A 20,184-nucleotide genomic window follows, 5' to 3' on the forward strand; every position below is an offset into this window, starting at 1 on the left:
TCCGAAGTAAATATACTCAACATGGTAACAATATATTTGCGACATGTATTTTTCCGTATGATATGGGATTGAAAATATCGGTCTATCTGTAATAGTGGATTGCCTTTGTTCCATTGTCTCCTTGATCATCTCCACGTTTAATGGGGCGAACTCGGCATTCGGCATCACGATAGCTACATGCTTTGGCTCTCAAATCAACATGAGGTTTCCATTCCAGTGCAATCACTCTAAAATCCTGCTGTAGCAGTGGTTCAGCCCCCATAAATCATATTAAAAATCGCTGTACGAAAGCGTTTCGGAAGGGTTGATAGCGATCACGCCTGTTGTTTCTCAGGAGACAAGAGATACTATATATTACGTTATGTATATAATTTAGAAAGTAACTTACAAATGTGTACATCTAATATTTCTAGGCCATAATACACATTTCAGTATTATATACATGGTAGACAACAGACTCGCAACCATATTCTTTTATACCTGAGAGTGCTGTAGAAATAGAATATTTGTTAGTACATTTAATATCGTTTTTTTAGCCCACCTGTATGAGAATCGGTATCACTGTACTGCTCTTAGTCATTGCCATTAGTGGTATACACGCCCAGCCCATAGGGTATAATTATGGAAAAACAATCACCATACAAGTATCGCAGGTGAGCGGCACGTCAAATCATACAGATTTCCCCGTTCTGATTTCGGTAAGTGATAATGACCTTCGTACCACGGCTAATGGAGGACACGTAACCAATAGCAATGGATACGATATTATATTTTATACAAATGACTGCCTTACCAAACTTGACCATCAAATTGAATCATATGCAGCCTCATCCGGCGCATTTGTAGCATGGGTTCGTGTACCTACGTTGAGTATAAGTGCCAATACGGTTATTCACATGTACTATGGAAATAGCAGCGTTACCACTGACCCATCTGCTGCCGCAACCTGGAATTCGACCTATAAGGCGGTCTGGCACTTCAATAATACCGTCAACGACAATACAGCCAATGGCAACAATCTAACCGATAACTCCACTGCTACCCTTGCCACGGCAAAAATAGCTGCTGGCCGAGATCTTAATAACAGCACAGACATCCTAAGCTCTGCTGCTGGTCAGTATCTTCGTTTAGCCAACGGATTCTTTGCCGGTATATCAAACTTCACATTTGAAGGATGGGTAAATCTCGATCGGAGCTCCACCAACTGGGAACGGATATTTGATTTTGGTCAGAACACAAACATTAATTTCTTTTTAACGCCTTCGACTGGTACCGGAAGTCCAGCAGAAACCCGCGCACGAATTACTACCAACACTGCTGCAAATGAGCAAGGTCCTGTTGTAACCAACACTACCAATACCGGAAGTTGGATTCACTGGGCTGTCGTGCTTAACAATACTGAAGGAAGCCTAAGTATATATCGAAACGGGACGTTGCTCGGCAATTCAACCGGTATTACACTCTCGCCATCCAGCATAGAGTCTTCAACGGCTAATTATTTCGGAAGATCCCAATATGGTGCCGACCACTATATCGATGCAAAGTTTGACGAATTCAGAATATCGACATCTGCGCGTTCCGCTGGCTGGATTACAACATCCTACAACAACCAAAATAATCCGTCTACTTTTTATACTATATCCTCGGAGTCAGCAGCAAGTGCGTTATGCAGTATTCTTCCCGTTGAACTGTTGTATTTTAAAGCAATACCGTATGAGAACACTGTAGATATATACTGGGCGACTGCGACAGAAATCAACAACGACTATTTCACACTGGAGCGATCAGTTGATGCAAGAACCTGGTCCGTTCTAAAAACAATACCGGGAGCCGGAACCAGTATAGAAGAGCAGCGGTATTCTGTTACAGACTACAATCCTAACAGACGAAATTATTACAGGTTAAAGCAAACTGATTTTGACGGCACCTCAAGCTATTCGTCTGTAGCCATTGCTGATTTGGATACCCAAGATATAGTAATCTATGCTCTCCCAGAAAATCAATTGATTATGGAAGGCGTAACCGATGCGCGCAGCATAAAATTCTTCAACTCGATGGGCAGAGCTGTGCACTTAAGTGGACAAATGGAATCCGGAAAGATGATATACTCCAGCTCCGGATTAGCGTCAGGTATTTACATTGTCCTGGTACAGACGGAAAGTGGAGAGATTTACGTTAAGAAGATATATATAGAATAGTATGTCCCGTAACTCAATACAATCTTTTGGTCGAAGGAGTGATACTGATTGAAATTGAAACTTGTAGCTAACCATAAACCTTCAATGATATGATTAAATTTTTCGAACAGGAATACGCTTCTATCCTCTATGAGGAAACGATTCAGTCAATGATATTGTGTTGGAAAGTTGCGGTAACCTCCAATGAATACCGTGATACATTGGACATTCTACTTTCAGGAATGGAGCAATATCACAGTTCTCGCGTAATCGTTGATACGACACACTTAGGTACAATCCATCCTGACGATCAGGAATGGTCAATAACGGATTGGACCAAGCGTGCCATGCAATTGGGCTATACGCATCTGGCCATTATTTTACCGGATGACGTTTTCACACAGGTATCTGTAGAGGATACTATGAGTCTGGTGGAAGACCAGTCATTAACATCGCATTATTTCAATTCTCTGGATGAGGCAAAAGACTGGATCAAACCATAAAATATTCCCATAAATATACCACAAGTCGATGGTCCGGTACATTGCATTGCACATTCCAAGTCAATTTTGATTGTTTCACCGCTGTATTGAACTCGTTTTGACTATAATACAACTGGAATATAATTCCTTACGTATCTAAATATAACTTTATATCATTGTTGTAGAATTGACTTACTGTATCGGGTGCAGTGGTAAGTCGCTATATGCGAATCGCTGCGAGAAGTATAACCGAGGTATATTAAACCGAAAACGGGGAATACAGAACGGATAACGTGTAACGGATAATAAATCCCTTGCACAAATCACAAAGAAGACTCAGAGTTACACGGAGAAAATATACTTTGTGACTTCGTGTCTCCTTCGTGATTTCTTTGTGTTTCTGGATTTTTCTAATAACTGTTAACGAACATTAACAATAACTCCATGGACTTCCGCATTGAAAATATAGCACCGATTCTCTGCGTGCAGGATATAACCCGCAGTGTAAAGTTTTACAAGGATATACTGGGCTTTGATAATGCCGACTGGGGCGATGATACGTTTACGTGTATCACCCGCGACAATACGGGTATATATCTTTGCAAAGGATCGCAAGGCATGCCAGGCACCTGGATATGGATCGGGTTTGACGGTGATATACAGGAGTTGCACCAGCAATTCGTTGAAAAAGATGTTACCATTAAACTTCCGCCTACTAATTTTTCGTGGGCCTATGAGATGCAGATAGTCGATCCGGACGGTCACATCTTACGCTTTGGTACAGACCCGAATGCTGATGAGCCGTTCTTCGATAAATAAATTTCAAGTGCCCATACGTGGACGATCCGATTTCTATGAATGGGCAGTGTGCAGTCGGGCTATACCGGATAAGCTGAAATTTATAGCGTAACAGCACTTCTTAAAAATGGCATTGGTATAGCTTGCGTACGAATGGATTCTTAACTTCCATGCCATGTTTCGACATAACCTTATATTGATCTTCCGGAACTTCAGAAAGTTTAAAGGTACTTTTCTGATCAACCTGGTCGGGCTCTCGACAGGACTAGCCAGTACGTTGCTTATCTTTTTATGGATACATCACGAGATGAGTGTTGACAGGTTTGGCGTGAATGATGACAGGCGTTACCAGCTTTTGCAGAACTCTTCGGAGAATGGCATTTTCGGTACATGTGAGTGCACTCCCGGTATATTGGCCAGCACACTGGCACAGGAAATTCCGGAAGTTGAGTATGCAGCATCGGTAGTACCGGCATCGTGGTTCTCCAATCAGGGTGTGATCAAGACTGACCAGACAAGCCTGCGCGCAGCAGGACAGTTTGTGAGTAAAGATTACTTCCAGGTTTTTCCGCTCACAATTCTACAGGGTAACAAAACAGCATTGCTTCCGGACAAGCACAGTGTGGTGATCTCAGAAGAGCTCGCGTTAAAACTGTTTCATACCACAGACGATATAGTAGGGCGCACGTTCGGCTGGAACCAGGAACAATTTATAGCCACACTACATATTACTGGTATATTTCAAAAGCCAAATGTGCCGGTAAGTACAGAATACGATCTGCTTCTTAACTACGAATACTTTTTTGCCGAGCGCCCTTCGTTGCAATATTGGGGTAACAGTGATCCACATACTTTTGTGCTTTTAAGATCGGGAACTGATGCCGATGCTTTCAACCAGAAGGTAAAGTACTTCATGCAGAAGAAGGACAAGGAGATGAAGAGTGTGTTATTCGCGCAACGTTACACTGATAAATATCTTCATGGTCGCTATGCCAATGGCATACCGGTGGGTGGTCGTATTGAATATATAGCATTGTTCGCCACCATCTCGATATTTATCATGGTGATCGCGTGTATCAACTCCATGAACCTCTCTACAGCGAAGGCAGCGCGCAGGCTGAAGGAAGTAGGTATAAAAAAAGCCGTGGGTGCAGCGCGCGGAAATCTGGTTTCTCAATACTTGTTTGAGTCAGTAGTGATGAGCGTTATTGCAATGATTATCGCGGTACTGCTGGCAGACTTGTTGTTGCCCGCTTTCAATATACTTACATCCAAACACCTGGAGTTTACGATGGATGGTGTCACGATTGCAGCGCTTGTTACCATCACACTGGTTACCGGTATACTGGCGGGGAGTTATCCGGCACTATACCTGTCGGGATTCAGTGCGATCTCGATGTTGCGTGGCAAATTTACCGCTTCCTTTGGTGAACTTTGGGCGCGTAGGGGGCTCGTTGTATTTCAATTTACCATATCGGTCATTCTTATTGTATCGGTGCTGGTCGTCTACCGGCAGATAAAGTATATACAGGAAAAGAACCTGGGATACTCGCGCGATAACATTGTACTTTTTGAAATGGAAATGAAGCCAGGTGCTGACGAAAGCTACTTTGAACGCGGTGGTGCGTATGAACTATATGTAAAAACCTTTATGGACAAAGTGAGCGCTATACCAGGCGTGGTAAAGGCTTCTAATTTTTATCATGATCTGACAGGCAAGCATGGCGGGCTGAGTGGTATAGATTGGGAAGACGGTAAACAGGATGAAGACGTTGGATTCTGCAACCTGGAAGCAGGCTATAATTTTATTGAAACACTGGGAGTAAAGATGATTGCAGGCCGCTCGTTTTCACCGGAGTATAGTGACGATCGTACATCGGTTATCTTCAATAAAGCTGCTGTAGAACGCATGGGAATAAAAGATCCCATCGGCAAAACCATAACGTTGTGGGGCGATAAAAAGACTATCATTGGCGTAACCGATAACTTTCATTTTGAGTCACTCTATGAAGATGTCAAACCTTGCGTAATGCAATTTGAACCGCGCAGCAACAAGGTCATGGTAAAGATACAAGCCGGACACGAACAGGAGGCGATTGCGAAATTAATGGCACTGCATGTACAATATAGTCCCGGACTTCCTTTCGAATATCATTTTCTCGATGACGACTATCATGCACTATATATAGCGGAGCAAAACGTTTCGGTGTTGTCACGGTATTTTGCAGGCATCGCTATTGTGATCTCATGCCTGGGGTTGTTTGCACTGGTAGCCTTTACTGCCGAACGCAGGGTAAAGGAGATTGGCATTCGTAAAGTACTCGGGGCAACAGAGCTGGGCATTGTCCTGTTACTGTCAGCAGACTTTACAAAAATTGTTTTTGCAGCGATCATCATAGCGCTCCCGGTTAGTTACTTCATCGCACAGGCATGGCTCGATCATTTTGCGTTTCACATTTCCCTGCAAGCATGGTATTTTATAGCAGCCGGTATAATTGCCCTTGCCATTGCATGGATCACCGTAGGACTCCAAGCGCTGCGGGCTGCCCGCGTAAACCCGGTAAAGTGTTTGAAGGATGAATAATGCAGCCCGATCGCTAAAAAAGACAGAATCGATCTGTAACTTTTAAAAAAGTTGGGAGTATTTGATTCGTTGAGGGCTCCGTTGTGCAACGTTATGAATCTTTTTAGCATCCTTCTCTGAAAACAACCTATGAATACTATGTATACCAGTTATTTCAAAGTCGCCTGGAGAAACCTTGGGAAGAGTAAGACTTACTCGTTTATCAACATTGGTGGACTGGCTGTCGGCATGGGTGTTGCCATACTCATCGGTCTTTGGGTATTCGATGAGCTGCAGTACAATACATACCATGGTAACTATGATCGCATCGCACAGGTCATGCAACATCAAACCTTCAATGGTGAAATAGGAACACAGGAAGCAAACCCTGCAGTAATGGCGGAAGAGATCCGATCGGTATACGGCAGTGATTTCAAATATGTAGTACAGGCTTCCTGGAACTATGATCACACACTCACGCTTGGCGATAAGATGTTGCTGATATCCGGAAGTTACTTCGAACCGGAGGTGCCGCACATGCTGACGCTCGAGATGGTAAGCGGTACACGCGATGGACTCAAAGATATGAACTCTATTCTGCTGTCGGAATCGGTAGCCCAAACGTACTTCGATCATGCTGACCCGGTTGGTAAAACATTACGCATCGACAACACTGTGGATGTTACGGTTACCGGTGTCTATAAAGATATACCGTATAATTCATCTTTCTACGATCTGAAATTTATACTGCCCTGGTCGCTCTATTTAAGTCAGAACGAGTGGGTGCGCAAGATGAAGAATCCGTGGGGAAGTAATTTTACCAGAACCTTCGCGATGATTGCTGATCATGCCGAAATGGAACAACTGTCTGCGAAGATACACGATGTCAAACTAAACAAGATCAGCGATGAGGAGAGACGCTATAATCCGATTGTCTTTCTGCACCCGATGTATAAATGGAGGTTGTATTCTGAGTTCAAAGGCGGAGTTAATACCGGTGGACGTATTGCCAATGTATGGCTCTTCGGTGTTATCGGTGCATTCGTACTGATACTGGCCTGCATAAATTTTATGAACCTGAGCACTGCCCGCTCTGAGAAGAGAGCCAAAGAGGTAGGTATACGCAAAGCAATTGGTTCTATGCGCAAGCAACTCGTGGTGCAGTTTTTCAGTGAGTCGGTGTTAATTGCTTCGCTGGCATTTGTGTGCGCCATTCTGTTAGTGCTGCTCATCTTACCTTCATTCAACACCGTAGCCGACAAACGCATTGAGTTACCCTGGTTAAACCCAACGTTCTGGTTGGCTGGCGCTGTCTTTACTTTGTTTACCGGACTTGTTGCCGGTTGTTATCCAGCGTTGTTCCTGTCATCGTTTCAACCTGTTAAAACATTGAAGGGTACATTTCGGGCAGGGCGCTATGCATCATTACCGAGAAAGGCTTTGGTGGTATTGCAGTTTACAATTTCCACTACGCTGGTGATTGGTACCATGGTAGTATATAAACAGATCCATCATGGCCAGAGCAGACCGATCGGATATAGTAAAGATGGTCTGGTGAGTTTAGGTGTAACAGAGGAAGTTCACAAGCATTTTGATGCTGTGCGTACCGAGTTGGTAAATGCAGGCGTAATTCTGGAGATGGCTGAATCCGGAAGTCCCACAACTTCTGTATGGAACAGTAACGGTGGTTTTGACTGGGAAGGTAAAGATCCCAACCAGGCAGTTGACTTCCCGAACAACGCAGTGTCTCATGACTACGGTAAAACTGTTCGCTGGAAGATTAAAGAAGGAAGAGATTTCTCACGAGAGTTTGCTTCCGATTCAAATGCATTTATACTCAATGAGTCGGCCGTGAAATTTATAGGATTGAAAGATCCCGTAGGGAAAATTATACGTTGGGAAGATGTTCCCTATACCGTAATTGGTATCGTGGAGGACCTGCTGGTAGAATCTCCCTACGCACCGGTGCGACCTTCCATGTTCCATCTTTCAACTCACCGGGAGAATATATTTCTTTTGAAACTCAATCCGGCTGTCAACGCACAGGAAGCAGTCAGCAAGATTGAAACTGTATTCAAGCGGGTAAATCCTGCTTTACCGGTGGCGCCTACATTTGTAGATCAGGAATATTCACGCAAGTTTGGCGATGAAAAACGACTCGGTACATTATCAACGTTTTTCGCTGCACTCGCTATATTTATTTCATGCCTTGGACTATTTGCACTGGCATCTTTTGTTGCCGAGCAACGCACCAAAGAGATCGGTATACGAAAAGTACTCGGGGCATCCGTATCTGGTTTATGGAGAATGTTATCACAGGATTTTGTGGTGCTTGTGTTGATATCGAGTTTACTCGCGGTACCAATAGCATACTACCTGATCTCCGATTGGCTCGCCCAATATGAATATCATACCGAAGCATCGTGGTGGATCTTTGCAGTGTCTGTTTTCGGTGCGCTTCTTATCACCTTACTTACGGTGAGTTACCAGGCCATTCGCGCTTCATTGATGAATCCTGTAAAGAGTCTGCGCACAGAGTAGCATAGATAAAGAACTTGCAATAACGATGCGGGCTATGGATATATCCATAGCCCGCTATATTTTGGTGGGATATGTATTAGTCCTCCAGCACTTCAAGTGCCGCTTTCTTTTCCAGCCTGGCTTTTATGAAGTATATAACAATACCCAGAGCGATGATGGCAGTTCCGGCAGCAGCCATTTTTATACCGGTGGAGATAAGAATACATATCCACATGCTGATGGCGATATATACCGGCCACGGAAAGAAAGGCATCTTGTACGGAAAGTTTTTTCGTTTGGTGTAGGTGAGAGACAATAGTCCAACGGCTTGTCCAATGAATTGCACCAGGATACGCATGGCCAGTATAGCACTGATCACATCACTAAGCCGGAACAGGAGACTGAATATAAAAGCAACTGAACCTAAAAAGAGAATAGATACATAGGGGAAATTTCCTTTCGGATGAACTCTCGCGAATATCTTGAAGAAAGCTCCGTCCATGGCAGCTGCATAGGGAATGCGGCTATATCCAAGCGTTGCCGAGAAAACCGAAGCAAAGGCTACGAGCAATATAAGCCCGGTAACGATCTTGCCAGCCATCGGGCCTGCGAGACGATGCATGAAGAGACTGATCACATACTCACTGTCTTTTGCTTCCTGCCATGGTATAACGCTTACAATGCTGACATTCATCAACAGGTATAGCAGAAATATACCGGCAATGGAAAGATACATGCTGCGGGGTATATTTCTGGCAGGATCAATAATATCACCTCCCAGGTGACAAACATTATAGTATCCCAGGTAACTATATACACTCTTCACAGATGCAAAGCCAATGGCTGCAGCAAAAGTATGATTGATGGTAAGTCCGTCATTGATGGTTTGAAGCGGCATCAGGAAATTTCCATAGGAGAAACCCTGCACAATGATCCACAATATGGTCCCCAGAACAACAATCCATAACAGCACGCTGATCTTTCCTATATCTTCGATCTTGCGGAAGAGCAGCACAACGATCAGTATAACAACACCACCGCTGATACATTTGCTTTGCCAGTAGGTTAGCGGCACCAGGTAAGCGAAGTATGAAGCAAAGCCAATCGCAGCCGATGCAATTACAAGCGGAGCCTGGATCAACGTTTGCCATACAAACAGAAAACTCATCAGCTTGCCGGTTTCTTTTTTCGCGTAGGCTTCTTTCAGAAAATTATAGGAACCTCCGGCCAGCGGAAATGCAGCCCCGAGTTCGCTCCAGATCATCGCATCGATAATTGACAAGAATGCTCCGGCTATCCATGCGTATAAGAAATAAGGACCGTTCATAATGCTGATCACCATCGGCAAGGTGATGAACGGACCAATGCCGACCATGTCGGTCATGTTGATCGCGGTTGCCTGTAAAAGTCCCAACCGTCTTTCCTTCAACGGTTGCGCCATACGCGTAGAGTAAATTTCATAAGTTTCAATCGGGCCGTAATCTTTGGCTAACTCGGAATAGTGGTTAAAGGTTCAAAATTCCAGTGAACAAGAGTGTAATTTTTTACCCGGGGTGATTGCATCGGGAAAGCAGTTCTCCGTGTAAACATACAATGAATTGCATACGATCGTCATGGACGCAAAAGGCATCTTCCTATACTTTTGAAGAACCTTTTGGTAGATGAGGTCAGGTAAATTGTAAAAGAGACCATCAGGCGGATGGTCTCATTTTTAGTATGAAAATTATTGTATCCTTCAGTTTTGACTTCATGTATACAACGCCTGCCATGCTTTATACATTTTAATTCAAGTGAAAACACGCCAACTTGCAACGGAAATTTTTCAATATGAACTGCCCGAAAATCTCCGGCCGGTATATCTTCCGGAAAGTATACCGCCTTTGTATCCTGATGATAGCAGGAGCGTGCTCTGTTTTTGAATATCATCCTTATGAGACTATGCTTGATGACTCGGAGAAGAACCTGAACAGCCGTGCCATCAAAACGATTCAGGAGAATGTATCCGATCCGGATACGCTTACCATTATAGCAATCGGTGACTCTCAACGGTTCTATGATGAGTTGAAAGACTTTGTGAAAAGCGCCAACCAGCAGAAAGCAGATTTTGTGATTCTGAACGGAGACATCAGTGACTTTGGTTTGAAAGATGAATACCAGTGGGTTGATGAGATCATGCAGACGTTGAACAAACCCTATATAGGTGTTATTGGTAATCATGACCTGTCGGGGAACGGAGAAAAGATATATACCAAGATGTATGGCCCGCTGAACACGAGCTTTATTGTGAACGGTTTCAAATTTATACTGCTGAACACCAACTCCAGGGAGTATGCTTTCAGCAGCAGCGTGCCTGATCTGAACTGGCTCAACGCAGAACTGAACACTCATGACTTTCACCGGGCGATTGTTGTGTCGCATGTGCCTCCGTACGACAGCGACTTCAATCCCGATCTTGAAGTGTCGTATGCCAACACACTTAGTCAGTCCGGTAGAGTAGCCATGTCGTTGCACGCACACCGGCATACTTTCGAATACGGACAGCCTTACCAGGATGGTACGGACTACCTGGTAGCAACCAGCATGAACGAGCGCATGTATCTCGTCATCAGACTTTATGGCCATCAATACACCTTCACTAAAATTTTCTATTGATGAAACGATATATACTGTACAGTATACTCCTGGTGTTCGTATGCGGTATACGATCGTCATTCGCACAGACGCGTGAGCATCGCGATCACTGGTATATACCTGATTTCGTTGTGGCGCAATATGCCGGAAGTATAGGCTTTGTTTCGGCCGGTGTTGGCTATGATATCTTTTCGAAGAAGGGAAGTCTTGATTTTCTGTTAGGTGTTGTTCCGGGGTTTACCGGCAGCACGGCCCTGGAAACTTTCACATTCAAGTTCAACGCGATGCCCATTCGCATACGGGTCAATCCGGATGTAGCGATACACCCGTTGAATACCGGAGTATATTTCTGCTATACGTTCGGAAAAGAGTATTCATCCGATCTTCCCGGCTGGTATCCGGATGGTTACTACTGGTGGAGCGAAGCCGTGCGTGTAAACCTTTTTATAGGTGGTGATGTGCGCTTTGTTACGCATGCTTTCAGGAAGCCTAAGAAATTCACGGCATACTATGAGATCGGTACAAATGAGATCAAACTGGTGAGCTATATTCAAAACAAACATGCATTGAACATCTGGAACATTTTGCATGCCGGTGTAGGCGTGCGATATATGTTTAAGCACCAGTAACAGGTATCTTATTCACCTGCTGACTTCGCCATGGTAAACCCGTACCATGAGCCTGCAAGTATTATCGGCAGGCAACTCAGGCAGAGCATCCATGCCAGTGGTTTCGTGATATATAGCATGAACCAGTTGGCAGGCAAGCCGGTAGTAATAGCAGCGATTATACACGCCAGGAGCGAAGTGGCGAGGGTTGAATATATAATGACAAGCAGTCCCGTTTTATAGCTGATGTAAAAAAGACTGCGTGCGTTTTGATGAATCACTATACCTGCCTTTCTCCCGAGCAGGTAAGCAAAGATTACACTCGTGATAACAAAGCTTACGATGTTGACATAACCGATCAACTGAAGTGCTTGCCGCAGATACCCGACAACACCGGAAGATGCTGCAAATGAAAATACGAGGAAGGCCATAACAAGCTCTGAGCTTATGGTAGCTTGCACAGCGCACCGCGATCCTGCGGAAGGCTGTAATATTTTATTCTCTGACATAGCAACTGGAATTAGGTAAAGTAATATCCTAAAATAAACAGTCACTTGCAAATGGTTGCCGACCTTCTTTCGCCATTGACTGTCACGTATGTTTGATTCTCGCAAGCATTGGTTTGATTTATATAGGAGCGGTAGTGATGCCGAATCATAGTTTTGTGATGTTGTAATCATAGCTTATGGACAGTACTGATTGCATTTGCTATATTTAGTCTCAAGAACCTGTATGCAAAGTATCTTTATCGAATACATCTACCTGATTTTCATTATTGTGGCCTTGATCATGCTGGCCGGCAAACTAAAGACTGCCTATCCCATTGTGCTGGTGCTGGGCGGATTGGCACTTAGTTTCACCAACATCTTCCCGCATATTACGATTGATCCCGAACTCATCTTTTTTATTTTCCTTCCGCCTTTGCTCTATGAAGCGGCCTGGCAAACTTCATGGAAAGAATTCTGGAAATGGAGGAGGGTGATCACGAGCTTTGCATTCCCGATCGTTATCATTACGTCATGCGTGGTCGCGTTTGCTTCGTATGCACTTATACCAGGCTTTACACTGGCGCTGGGCTTTCTGCTCGGTGGAATAGTATCACCGCCAGATGCTATATCTGCTACAACTATAATGCGGCAAGTGAAAGCTCCCAAAGTTTTAATGAGTATAGTAGAAGGGGAAAGTCTTTTGAATGATGCTTCTTCACTCATTGTATTTCGGTTTGCTTTGGCGGCCATTGTTACCGGGCAGTTTCAAATGTCTGATGCTGTAGGTAGTTTCTTCCTCGTGATTATCATGGGAACTGTAATTGGTATAGCTATAGGACTTCTCTTCTACGCTATATATCGCTGGCTGCCCACAACACCGAGTATTGAGATTATACTCAGCTTCCTGGCACCGTATTGTATGTATTACTTTGCCGAACGATTTCATTTCTCCGGTGTGCTGGCCGTAGTTGCCGGTGGACTCCTGTTATCGAGCAAGCGTCACATCGTGCTCACATATCAGGGGCGCGTGCAGGGTACCAACGTGTGGTCTACCATCGGCTTCATTCTGAACGGTGTCGTTTTTTTACTCATTGGACTTGAGTTGCCACATATCGTGCATGAAGTAGAAGAGGTAAGTCTTATGCAGGCCATTATATATGGTTTGGTGATTTCGGTAGTACTGATCATAACCCGCATATGTTGTACACTGGGAGCTTCAGCGTTTACACGATTTATGAAAAATTTTATTACCGTTGCGGATCCTAATCCCGGCTGGAAAATGCCCTTTGTGTTTGGCTGGGCGGGTATGCGTGGCGTTGTGTCGCTGGCGGCTGCGCTATCTATACCGGTGCTCATTCAGCCGGACCAAGCTTTCCCCTATAGAAACCTGATACTCGTTATTACTTTTATTGTGATTCTGGTTACACTTGTTTTTCAGGGACTGACGCTTCCGTGGGTGATGCGAAAACTAGAGGTAACCGATAGCAGCGCAGAGGAACACGAGCAGGAGCAGGAGTTGATCATTCGGAAAACGATAACAGAGACATCGCTACAATTTCTGGAACAATCGCTTAGCGGTGAACAGCAATTGAATGAACACCTGAAGATTTTATCAGCAAAGCTGCGCAACGACCTGGCTATATTTCAACAGGATGTAGCCGCCTTTAACAGCATAAGCAGAAACCTGCTGGTGCAATACCATACTATATATCTAGCGCTGCTTGACGAACAACGAAAAGCCCTTCATCAATTAAATCGCAAACAGGAATACGATGAAGAGTTGATCCGTAAATATCTATCTTTGGTAGACCTCGAAGAAACCAAACTCCGCGAAGTCGCATTCCGATAGAAAATCTTTTCCTGAGAAATTTTTTCCGCAGAGGGCGTAGATATAGAAATCGCAGAGCAATTTTAGCAGAGAAACGCTTCCCCCAAGGGAATCAATTCTGCAATTTCTACGGGCAACCTTTTGCTATTATTTGAGTAGGAGATGAATTATATTAGAAGCAAACTGGTTTTATCTATATAACAAGTAAATACTATCGCTCCATGGACACCTCATACACCCCAGTCTCTTACGATTTTCGCGAAGTGATTACGGAAGAAATTGCCAAACAGACTTCCGGAAAGGTGTTTTACTGGAACGCGAACCAGGCCGTTGATGAAGTTATAGGCAAGGTTGTCAAGCTTGAAGAAATTTCCGGGAAAGGAATGTTCATTATACTTGATTCCGGTACACAAGTCCGTATCGATCGCATCATTACCTTGTTTGGCAAACCGGGTGCTGCATTTGATGAATACGATTCATTTGCCAACCAATGTCTGGCATGCACAGCGGGTGTACCGCTTTAGCCATCAATATATAGCGGCTATGCCTATATTCTGCTGAAAGTAACTGTATAATTACCTATATATACGGGTTAGTTATGGCCTGATTCATAAAGCCTAGTGAACCGTCAGGTGCTACGATCTTAATATATTCAGGTGTAGCATCCATAATGCCATGGGGCTTTGTCTCGCTTGTCTAGCAGGCGAGTATTTTCATCAACCCGGGATGAGCTATCGCTATATATATTCGGGGAGGGCCGCAGCCAGATTACTTTAATTTTTGATTGAAGAAATCAACCGTTCGTTTCCAGGCCAGCTCTGCCGCGGCTTTATCATATCGTGGTGTTGTATCGTTGTGGAAGCCGTGGTTGGCATTGGCATACATATAGGCGGTATACTCTTTCTTGTTTTCCTTTAGCGCGTTTTCATAGGCCGGCCATCCTTCATTTACGCGCGTGTCCAATTCAGCATAATGCAGCAGGAGCGGAGCTTTGATCTTCGGAACATCTTCCGTTGCAGGTTGTCCTCCATAAAACGGAACAGACGCAGCCAGATCCGGAATGCGTACAGCCATCATGTTTGATATCCATCCACCAAAGCAAAAACCTACCACACCAACTTTGCCCGTACAATCTTTATGTGCTTTGAGATAATCGAATGCAGCGATGAAGTCTTCCAGCATTTCATTCCGATCGCGTTTACTTTGAAGCTCTCGTCCCTGATCATCACTGCCCGGGTAACCACCGAGTGGCGTAAGCATATCCGGAGCAATGGAAATAAATCCGGCAAGCGCAGCTCTTCGCGCAACATCTTCAATGTGCGGATTGAGACCTCTGTTCTCATGCACCACGACAATGCCCGGTAATTTTCCTTTAGCATCAACCGGTTTTGATAACAGCGCTTTGATAGTACCCGCTCCTTTGGGAGAAGGGTAATTAATATACTCTGATTTTAACCGGGGATCATTCGCCTGAACCTGGATGGCACCTTTATAGTCAGGCATGAGGAAGCTCATCAGGGAAGCAACCGTTACCCCGCCAACCGCATAGGTGGAAAGCTTTTGTACAAAGTCACGTCTGTCAATTCGGTTGTGTGCATAGTCATCATAAAGATCGAACACTTCCTGTTTGATGTCTTCTTTTTTAATCTCATTCATAGGGGGAAATTAATATTGGAAAATTGGAAAATTTAAAGATGGTAAAATTGAAAGACGGCCGGCATATATACCTTACCTATTTAATCTTTCAATCTTTTAATTTTATAACCTTTTAATCCCTTTATTCTTTCAATCTCTCCTGAACTCTCCGAAGTGCCAGAGTATACCGGATGGATCGTGCAGGAAGCACTCGCGGCCCCAGTCGAGTTCGCGAATCGGTACGAGTCGCACATCTTTATACCGGGTTGTGAGATCCAACGCCAGGAGGTCATTCCAGTGGCGAGTCACGTCATCAACTTCTAAAAATATCATGGTGTTATCAACCCAGTCACGCACGTATGCATCCTGCAGGTAAAATCCCAAACTGTCGGTTTTGAAAAGAGACAGGTTATGCGTAAGTACACGCTCCTCGAATCCAAGGTCTTTATAAAAACTTCTCGACAGTGTAAAGTCGCGTGCGCCAATGAAGGGGCGGATTGATTTCGCGTTGTGGTTCATTTTTTACCGGATTAAATTAACGACAACGTAATTTACCAATCTTTTGGACTAGTGAAGACTGATTACGCGCGTAATTCGCCAATGCCCGTTTTCATTGTGCCAGAGGTGAACAAACTTTGCGAACGGTCCACTGCCGGTATCATTTTTAGCATGAAAGCGATGGAGTCCCATTTCTACAGCGCCATAGCCGGGAATCGGATATACCTCTATACTTCCGGCCTGTAGCTCCCGCGTTACCTTTCCGCAGATATTCTTTTTAAGTGCCTCGATCAATGCTTTTTTCGATGTCATCAAACCTCCCTGGTCGTGATAGAATTCGAGGTCTTCGGATATCAGCTCTTCCTGCTTATCGATCCTGCAGTGGTTGTACGAATCTTCCCAAAGACTATCCATATAAACGATCGTGTCATACAGAGGTATTGTCTTGCTTGTATGCGGTTGTGTTTGTGCAGAAGTTATGTGTACTACAGACAAGCATGCGATCAGGACAGTTATACACCATAGCATGTTGGCGGGTTTCAGTTGTTTCATAGAGTGAAGTATATATCGGTTAATTTTGATAGATTACTATATATCCAAGTAAATGCCAACACAGCTATAGCCGTTCTTTATTGTTTTTAGAGCAATGTTACCTGCAGAATGTCCAGAATGAATGATCGGTGTGTGCAGTAATGAACATTGTTAAAAAAAATGCGGTGTGTCTTGTGCACATAATGGTGGCTTCGGTTCTTTTGTATAACTTGATTGAGAAGCCAGGAGTAAGATGAAAGTGACAGGTGGAAGAAGTAAACAACTGTATATATTAACCCAAAACCTATCTCGATGAGCGATTCAAGGAAATACTTAATGCCAATGATTATCGTTGGTTTGCTGTTCTTTATCTATGGATTTTTTACATGGCTGAACGGTACGCTGATCCCGTATTTGAAAATTGCCTGTCAGCTGGAAAGCGATTTTCAATCATACCTGGTTGCTACTGCATTCTTTATAGCCTATACGATTATGGCGATTCCTTCGTCTTTCGTTCTTAAAAAGACCGGGTATAAAAAAGGAATGGGCATCGGGCTAATTATCATGGCATTGGGATCGTTACTTTTTATACCGGCAGCTAATGCCCGAAATTATAGCATGTTTTTGTTTGCGCTGTTTATTATTGGTACCGGTCTCGCGTTGTTGCAAACAGCGTCCAATCCCTATATATCGCTGATCGGTCCGATTGAAAGTGCCGCGAAGCGCATCAGCATCATGGGTATATTTAATAAAGTGGCCGGTATTATAGCCGGGTTGATTTTTGGATATATAGCATTGAATGATGTGGACAGTCTGGAAGCAAAGCTTGCTACGCTGGATATAGCTGCGAAAGAGAACATGCTTGGAGAACTTGCGAGTCGCGTTATTCTGCCGTATGGAATCATGGCGGTTGTGCTTGTAAGTTTTGCTGTTTTTATTATTCTATCGGCTTTGCCGGAATTGAAAGAAGATGATGAGACATCTTCATCGGGTGATGCACTGGGTAAGACCAGTGTACTGCAGTTTACGCATTTACTTCTGGGGGCCGTTGCTATTTTTGTGTACGTTGGTGTGGAGGTTATTGCAGGCGATACGATTATCAACTATGGTATGTCTCTGAACTTTGAATTGTCTCAGGCCAGGTTCTTCACCCAGATCACGTTGTTTTTTATGTTGGTAGGGTATATTGTTGGTATATATACTATACCGAAGTACTTCTCACAATCAACGGCTTTACGTGCGTGTGCCATTCTGGGCGTAGTATTCTCAATCGGCGCTGTTATTACAAACGGGTTTGTTTCGGTGCTTTGCATTGCGCTGCTCGGTCTTGCCAACTCGTTGATGTGGCCTGCTATCTTTCCATTGGCTATTGATGGACTGGGTAAATTTACGAAGACAGCATCTGCTATATTGATCATGGCGCTGGCGGGCGGTGCTGTGTTCCCGCTTATCTATGCAAAATTTTCTGAGTTGGTAGGAACGCGTGTCGCCTATATCATGATGGTGCCAAGCTACCTGTATATTCTATACTTTGCTGTTAAGGGATATCGTGCCGGCAGGAGGGCAGTAGCAGCGCATTCCGTTTAAGACAGATGATCAGAAATCAGAGAAAGATATACTCTGCTCAGGGTATATCTGAAACATCCTTCCATCTGTTCAACAGGATGTCATTTTCAAGATAACTACTTGCGGAGTGCGGTCGACAGAACTATATTTGAGTTATGTCAACGAGCAGGACATGATGCATTTTCTTAAAACCGTTTTCCATAGATACCGGCACATTGGCGCGTATGGGCTGTCTATTGCCGTACTCGTTTTTCTGCTCAAGTGGTTGCAGTGGAATTTTCTCATCGTTGATAACTCGCTGGACATTTATATCGGTCTCATTGCCGTCCTCTTCACCGTACTCGGTATTTGGATCGCCCTGCAACTAACCCGAGGCCGGAAGGCTGACGTTGTCACAGTGCATCAAGTGCAAATTGTAGAAGCAGAGCCATTCCGGGTTGACCAGGTGGAACTGGAAAAATTGAAACTAACAACTCGCGAATACGAAGTACTGCAGTTGATGGTAAAAGGACACAGCAACGCTGAAATAGCCGAGAGCCTGTTTCTTTCCCTCAGCACGATAAAGACACACGCCTCCAACCTCTTTGTAAAAATGGACGTAACAAGCCGGACCAAAGCAATCGAAAAAGCAAAGCGACTCCGAATCACCGCTTGAGAATTTGAAAAATGAAATATTGTAAAATTGAAGGATTGGCGAATTTTTCAATCTTCTAATCTTCCAATTTTTCAATTTCATACCAAAGTATGAACGTCCGATAGGCGTACCGTTGTAGTTTCGGGTGTTGAAAAATCAAAAGTATGAAGCGCAACATTATCATCTTTGGACTCATTCTCGGTATTATCATGACCGTGAATATGGTCTACATGGCCAACTTGTGTTATACCAATCCAAATTTTGAAAGCAATGACGTTCTCGGGTATACTGCGATGGTCATTATGTTTTCACTGATCTTTTTCGGTATCCGGAATTATCGTAACAAAGAACTAAACGGTCATATTTCTTTTGGTAAAGCGTTCAAGACGGGTGCGTTGATTGCCCTTGCCGGCTCTACCATGTACGTGGTCGTGTGGCTGTTCTATTATTATCTGGTGATCCCCGATTACCTGGACAAATATACTCTTCACGTGTTAGCGCAGGCTACGCGGGATGGAGCAACAGCAACGGAGTTGGCCGAACGAAAGCAAGACATGCAAAATTTTCGCGAACTCTATAAAACGCCTGTGTTTGTTATACTGATAACCTTTGCCGAAGTGCTGCCGATAGGATTGGTGGTAGCGTTGGTCAGTGCACTTGCGTTGAAGAAGAAGTGAGGAGGGGATTGGAATATTGTAAAATTGGAAGATTAAAAGATTGTATGCCGTTGGTATTCGAAATTTTCAAATCTTTCAATCTTCCAATTTTACAATCAAATACATTATTGAGCGTCTTCAACAGGCTCTGGTGTATTTTCTTCAACGCTCGATGCGTCTGCACTGTCTTTCGCTGGTTTAACTTTCTTTGCAGATTTGTCTACGATTTTTTCAAGTGCACCAATAGCTTCCTGAACAGGCTTCAATTTTACCATCAACTCTGCCTCTTCTTCTTTTAGTTTTCGAAGTGCGTCAATAACGGGATTCTCTTTTGCAATTTCCTTCGCCATAAAATTCTTTTTGTTTTTTTATTTTAAAAACCTTTCCAGTCTTAAGCTTAAAACGATTTGCCCAGTTCTGAAAAAGCGGTTGCTAAGATACATGAAAATTGATACGAAGAAATGTTGATTTCGCAGGGAAAAACTTCCAAAAAATGGGACTCCAAACCTAAGCCTGTAACGCAGAGCCTATTGGCCGCGATCGCTTCGATTTCAGGATGAAGTCTTTAT

General features: G+C 43.9%; 18 protein-coding genes. 12 read left to right on the forward strand and 6 right to left on the reverse strand.

Features of this window, described 5'->3' with window-relative positions; genetic code table 11:
• The first annotated feature begins 545 nt into the window (after nt 1-545).
• The 5 genes from ACFQ21_RS19455 (at nt 546) to ACFQ21_RS19475 (ending at nt 8,561) form a co-directional block, all read left to right on the forward strand.
• Nucleotides 546-2,198 (forward strand): DUF2341 domain-containing protein, encoded by a 1,653-nt coding sequence (locus tag ACFQ21_RS19455; protein WP_377581430.1) that lies wholly within the window; start codon nt 546-548, stop codon nt 2,196-2,198.
• Nucleotides 2,199-2,347: 149 nt separating this feature from the next.
• The gene (locus ACFQ21_RS19460; protein WP_377581433.1) at nt 2,348-2,680 is read left to right on the forward strand and encodes a hypothetical protein; all 333 of its coding nucleotides are present in this window, start codon (nt 2,348-2,350) and stop codon (nt 2,678-2,680) included.
• Nucleotides 2,681-3,103: 423 nt separating this feature from the next.
• On the forward strand, nt 3,104-3,478 hold the full coding sequence (locus ACFQ21_RS19465) for a glyoxalase superfamily protein (RefSeq protein ID WP_377581436.1): 375 nt from the start codon (nt 3,104-3,106) through the stop codon (nt 3,476-3,478).
• A gap of 154 nt (nt 3,479-3,632) precedes the next feature.
• Nucleotides 3,633-6,041 carry an ABC transporter permease gene (locus tag ACFQ21_RS19470; protein ID WP_377581439.1) on the forward strand — a complete coding sequence of 803 codons (2,409 nt, stop codon included), beginning with the start codon at nt 3,633-3,635 and terminating at the stop codon, nt 6,039-6,041.
• Between the two features lie 129 nt (nt 6,042-6,170).
• Nucleotides 6,171-8,561, forward strand: a complete 2,391-nt coding sequence (locus ACFQ21_RS19475) for an ABC transporter permease (protein ID WP_377581442.1) — start codon at nt 6,171-6,173, stop codon at nt 8,559-8,561.
• Between the two features lie 76 nt (nt 8,562-8,637).
• On the opposite strand, the gene ACFQ21_RS19480 is transcribed toward ACFQ21_RS19475, so the two are convergent.
• Entirely contained in the window at nt 8,638-9,981 is a 1,344-nt protein-coding gene (locus ACFQ21_RS19480; protein WP_377581445.1) for an APC family permease, read from the reverse strand.
• Between the two features lie 386 nt (nt 9,982-10,367).
• Between ACFQ21_RS19480 and ACFQ21_RS19485 the strand changes: the two genes are divergently transcribed.
• Both ACFQ21_RS19485 and ACFQ21_RS19490 read left to right on the forward strand, forming a co-directional pair.
• A complete protein-coding gene (locus ACFQ21_RS19485; RefSeq protein WP_377581448.1) occupies nt 10,368-11,192 on the forward strand; it encodes a metallophosphoesterase family protein in 825 nt (274 codons plus the stop codon).
• Nucleotides 11,192-11,800 (forward strand): hypothetical protein, encoded by a 609-nt coding sequence (locus tag ACFQ21_RS19490; RefSeq protein WP_377581451.1) that lies wholly within the window; start codon nt 11,192-11,194, stop codon nt 11,798-11,800. Before ACFQ21_RS19485 ends, ACFQ21_RS19490 begins: the two co-directional genes overlap by 1 nt.
• Before the next feature lie 8 nt (nt 11,801-11,808).
• Here the strand turns inward: ACFQ21_RS19490 and ACFQ21_RS19495 are convergent, their stop codons facing one another.
• Nucleotides 11,809-12,288 (reverse strand): hypothetical protein, encoded by a 480-nt coding sequence (locus ACFQ21_RS19495; protein ID WP_377581453.1) that lies wholly within the window; start codon nt 12,286-12,288, stop codon nt 11,809-11,811.
• Between the two features lie 223 nt (nt 12,289-12,511).
• Between ACFQ21_RS19495 and ACFQ21_RS19500 the strand changes: the two genes are divergently transcribed.
• Together ACFQ21_RS19500 and ACFQ21_RS19505 are read left to right on the forward strand one after the other, a co-directional pair.
• The gene (locus ACFQ21_RS19500; RefSeq protein ID WP_377581456.1) at nt 12,512-14,116 is read left to right on the forward strand and encodes a Na+/H+ antiporter; all 1,605 of its coding nucleotides are present in this window, start codon (nt 12,512-12,514) and stop codon (nt 14,114-14,116) included.
• Nucleotides 14,117-14,316: 200 nt separating this feature from the next.
• Nucleotides 14,317-14,619, forward strand: a complete 303-nt coding sequence (locus ACFQ21_RS19505; protein WP_377581458.1) for a hypothetical protein — start codon at nt 14,317-14,319, stop codon at nt 14,617-14,619.
• A gap of 244 nt (nt 14,620-14,863) precedes the next feature.
• On the opposite strand, the gene ACFQ21_RS19510 is transcribed toward ACFQ21_RS19505, so the two are convergent.
• The 3 genes from ACFQ21_RS19510 to ACFQ21_RS19520 form a co-directional block, all read right to left on the reverse strand.
• Nucleotides 14,864-15,751 carry a dienelactone hydrolase family protein gene (locus ACFQ21_RS19510; RefSeq protein WP_377581460.1) on the reverse strand — a complete coding sequence of 296 codons (888 nt, stop codon included), beginning with the start codon at nt 15,749-15,751 and terminating at the stop codon, nt 14,864-14,866.
• Between the two features lie 129 nt (nt 15,752-15,880).
• Nucleotides 15,881-16,249, reverse strand: a complete 369-nt coding sequence (locus ACFQ21_RS19515) for a glyoxalase (protein WP_377581463.1) — start codon at nt 16,247-16,249, stop codon at nt 15,881-15,883.
• Nucleotides 16,250-16,297: 48 nt separating this feature from the next.
• Entirely contained in the window at nt 16,298-16,780 is a 483-nt protein-coding gene (locus ACFQ21_RS19520) for a nuclear transport factor 2 family protein (protein WP_377581465.1), read from the reverse strand.
• A gap of 291 nt (nt 16,781-17,071) precedes the next feature.
• Here ACFQ21_RS19520 and ACFQ21_RS19525 point away from each other — a divergent pair, with 291 nt between their 5' ends.
• From ACFQ21_RS19525 to ACFQ21_RS19535, 3 genes are all read left to right on the forward strand, one after another.
• The gene (locus ACFQ21_RS19525; RefSeq protein ID WP_377581468.1) at nt 17,072-18,346 is read left to right on the forward strand and encodes a sugar MFS transporter; all 1,275 of its coding nucleotides are present in this window, start codon (nt 17,072-17,074) and stop codon (nt 18,344-18,346) included.
• Nucleotides 18,347-18,452: 106 nt separating this feature from the next.
• The gene (locus ACFQ21_RS19530) at nt 18,453-18,980 is read left to right on the forward strand and encodes a response regulator transcription factor (protein WP_377581471.1); all 528 of its coding nucleotides are present in this window, start codon (nt 18,453-18,455) and stop codon (nt 18,978-18,980) included.
• 143 nt (nt 18,981-19,123) lie between these two features.
• Entirely contained in the window at nt 19,124-19,636 is a 513-nt protein-coding gene (locus ACFQ21_RS19535; RefSeq protein WP_377581474.1) for a DUF4199 domain-containing protein, read from the forward strand.
• A 104-nt stretch (nt 19,637-19,740) separates the two neighbouring features.
• Here the strand turns inward: ACFQ21_RS19535 and ACFQ21_RS19540 are convergent, their stop codons facing one another.
• Nucleotides 19,741-19,965, reverse strand: coding sequence for a hypothetical protein (locus ACFQ21_RS19540; RefSeq protein WP_377581477.1), 225 nt, complete (start codon nt 19,963-19,965; stop codon nt 19,741-19,743).
• Nucleotides 19,966-20,184 lie beyond the last annotated feature (219 nt).

It is taken from the genome of Ohtaekwangia kribbensis, assembly GCF_042676245.1.
In the GTDB taxonomy this organism is placed as follows: domain Bacteria; phylum Bacteroidota; class Bacteroidia; order Cytophagales; family Cyclobacteriaceae; genus Ohtaekwangia; species Ohtaekwangia kribbensis.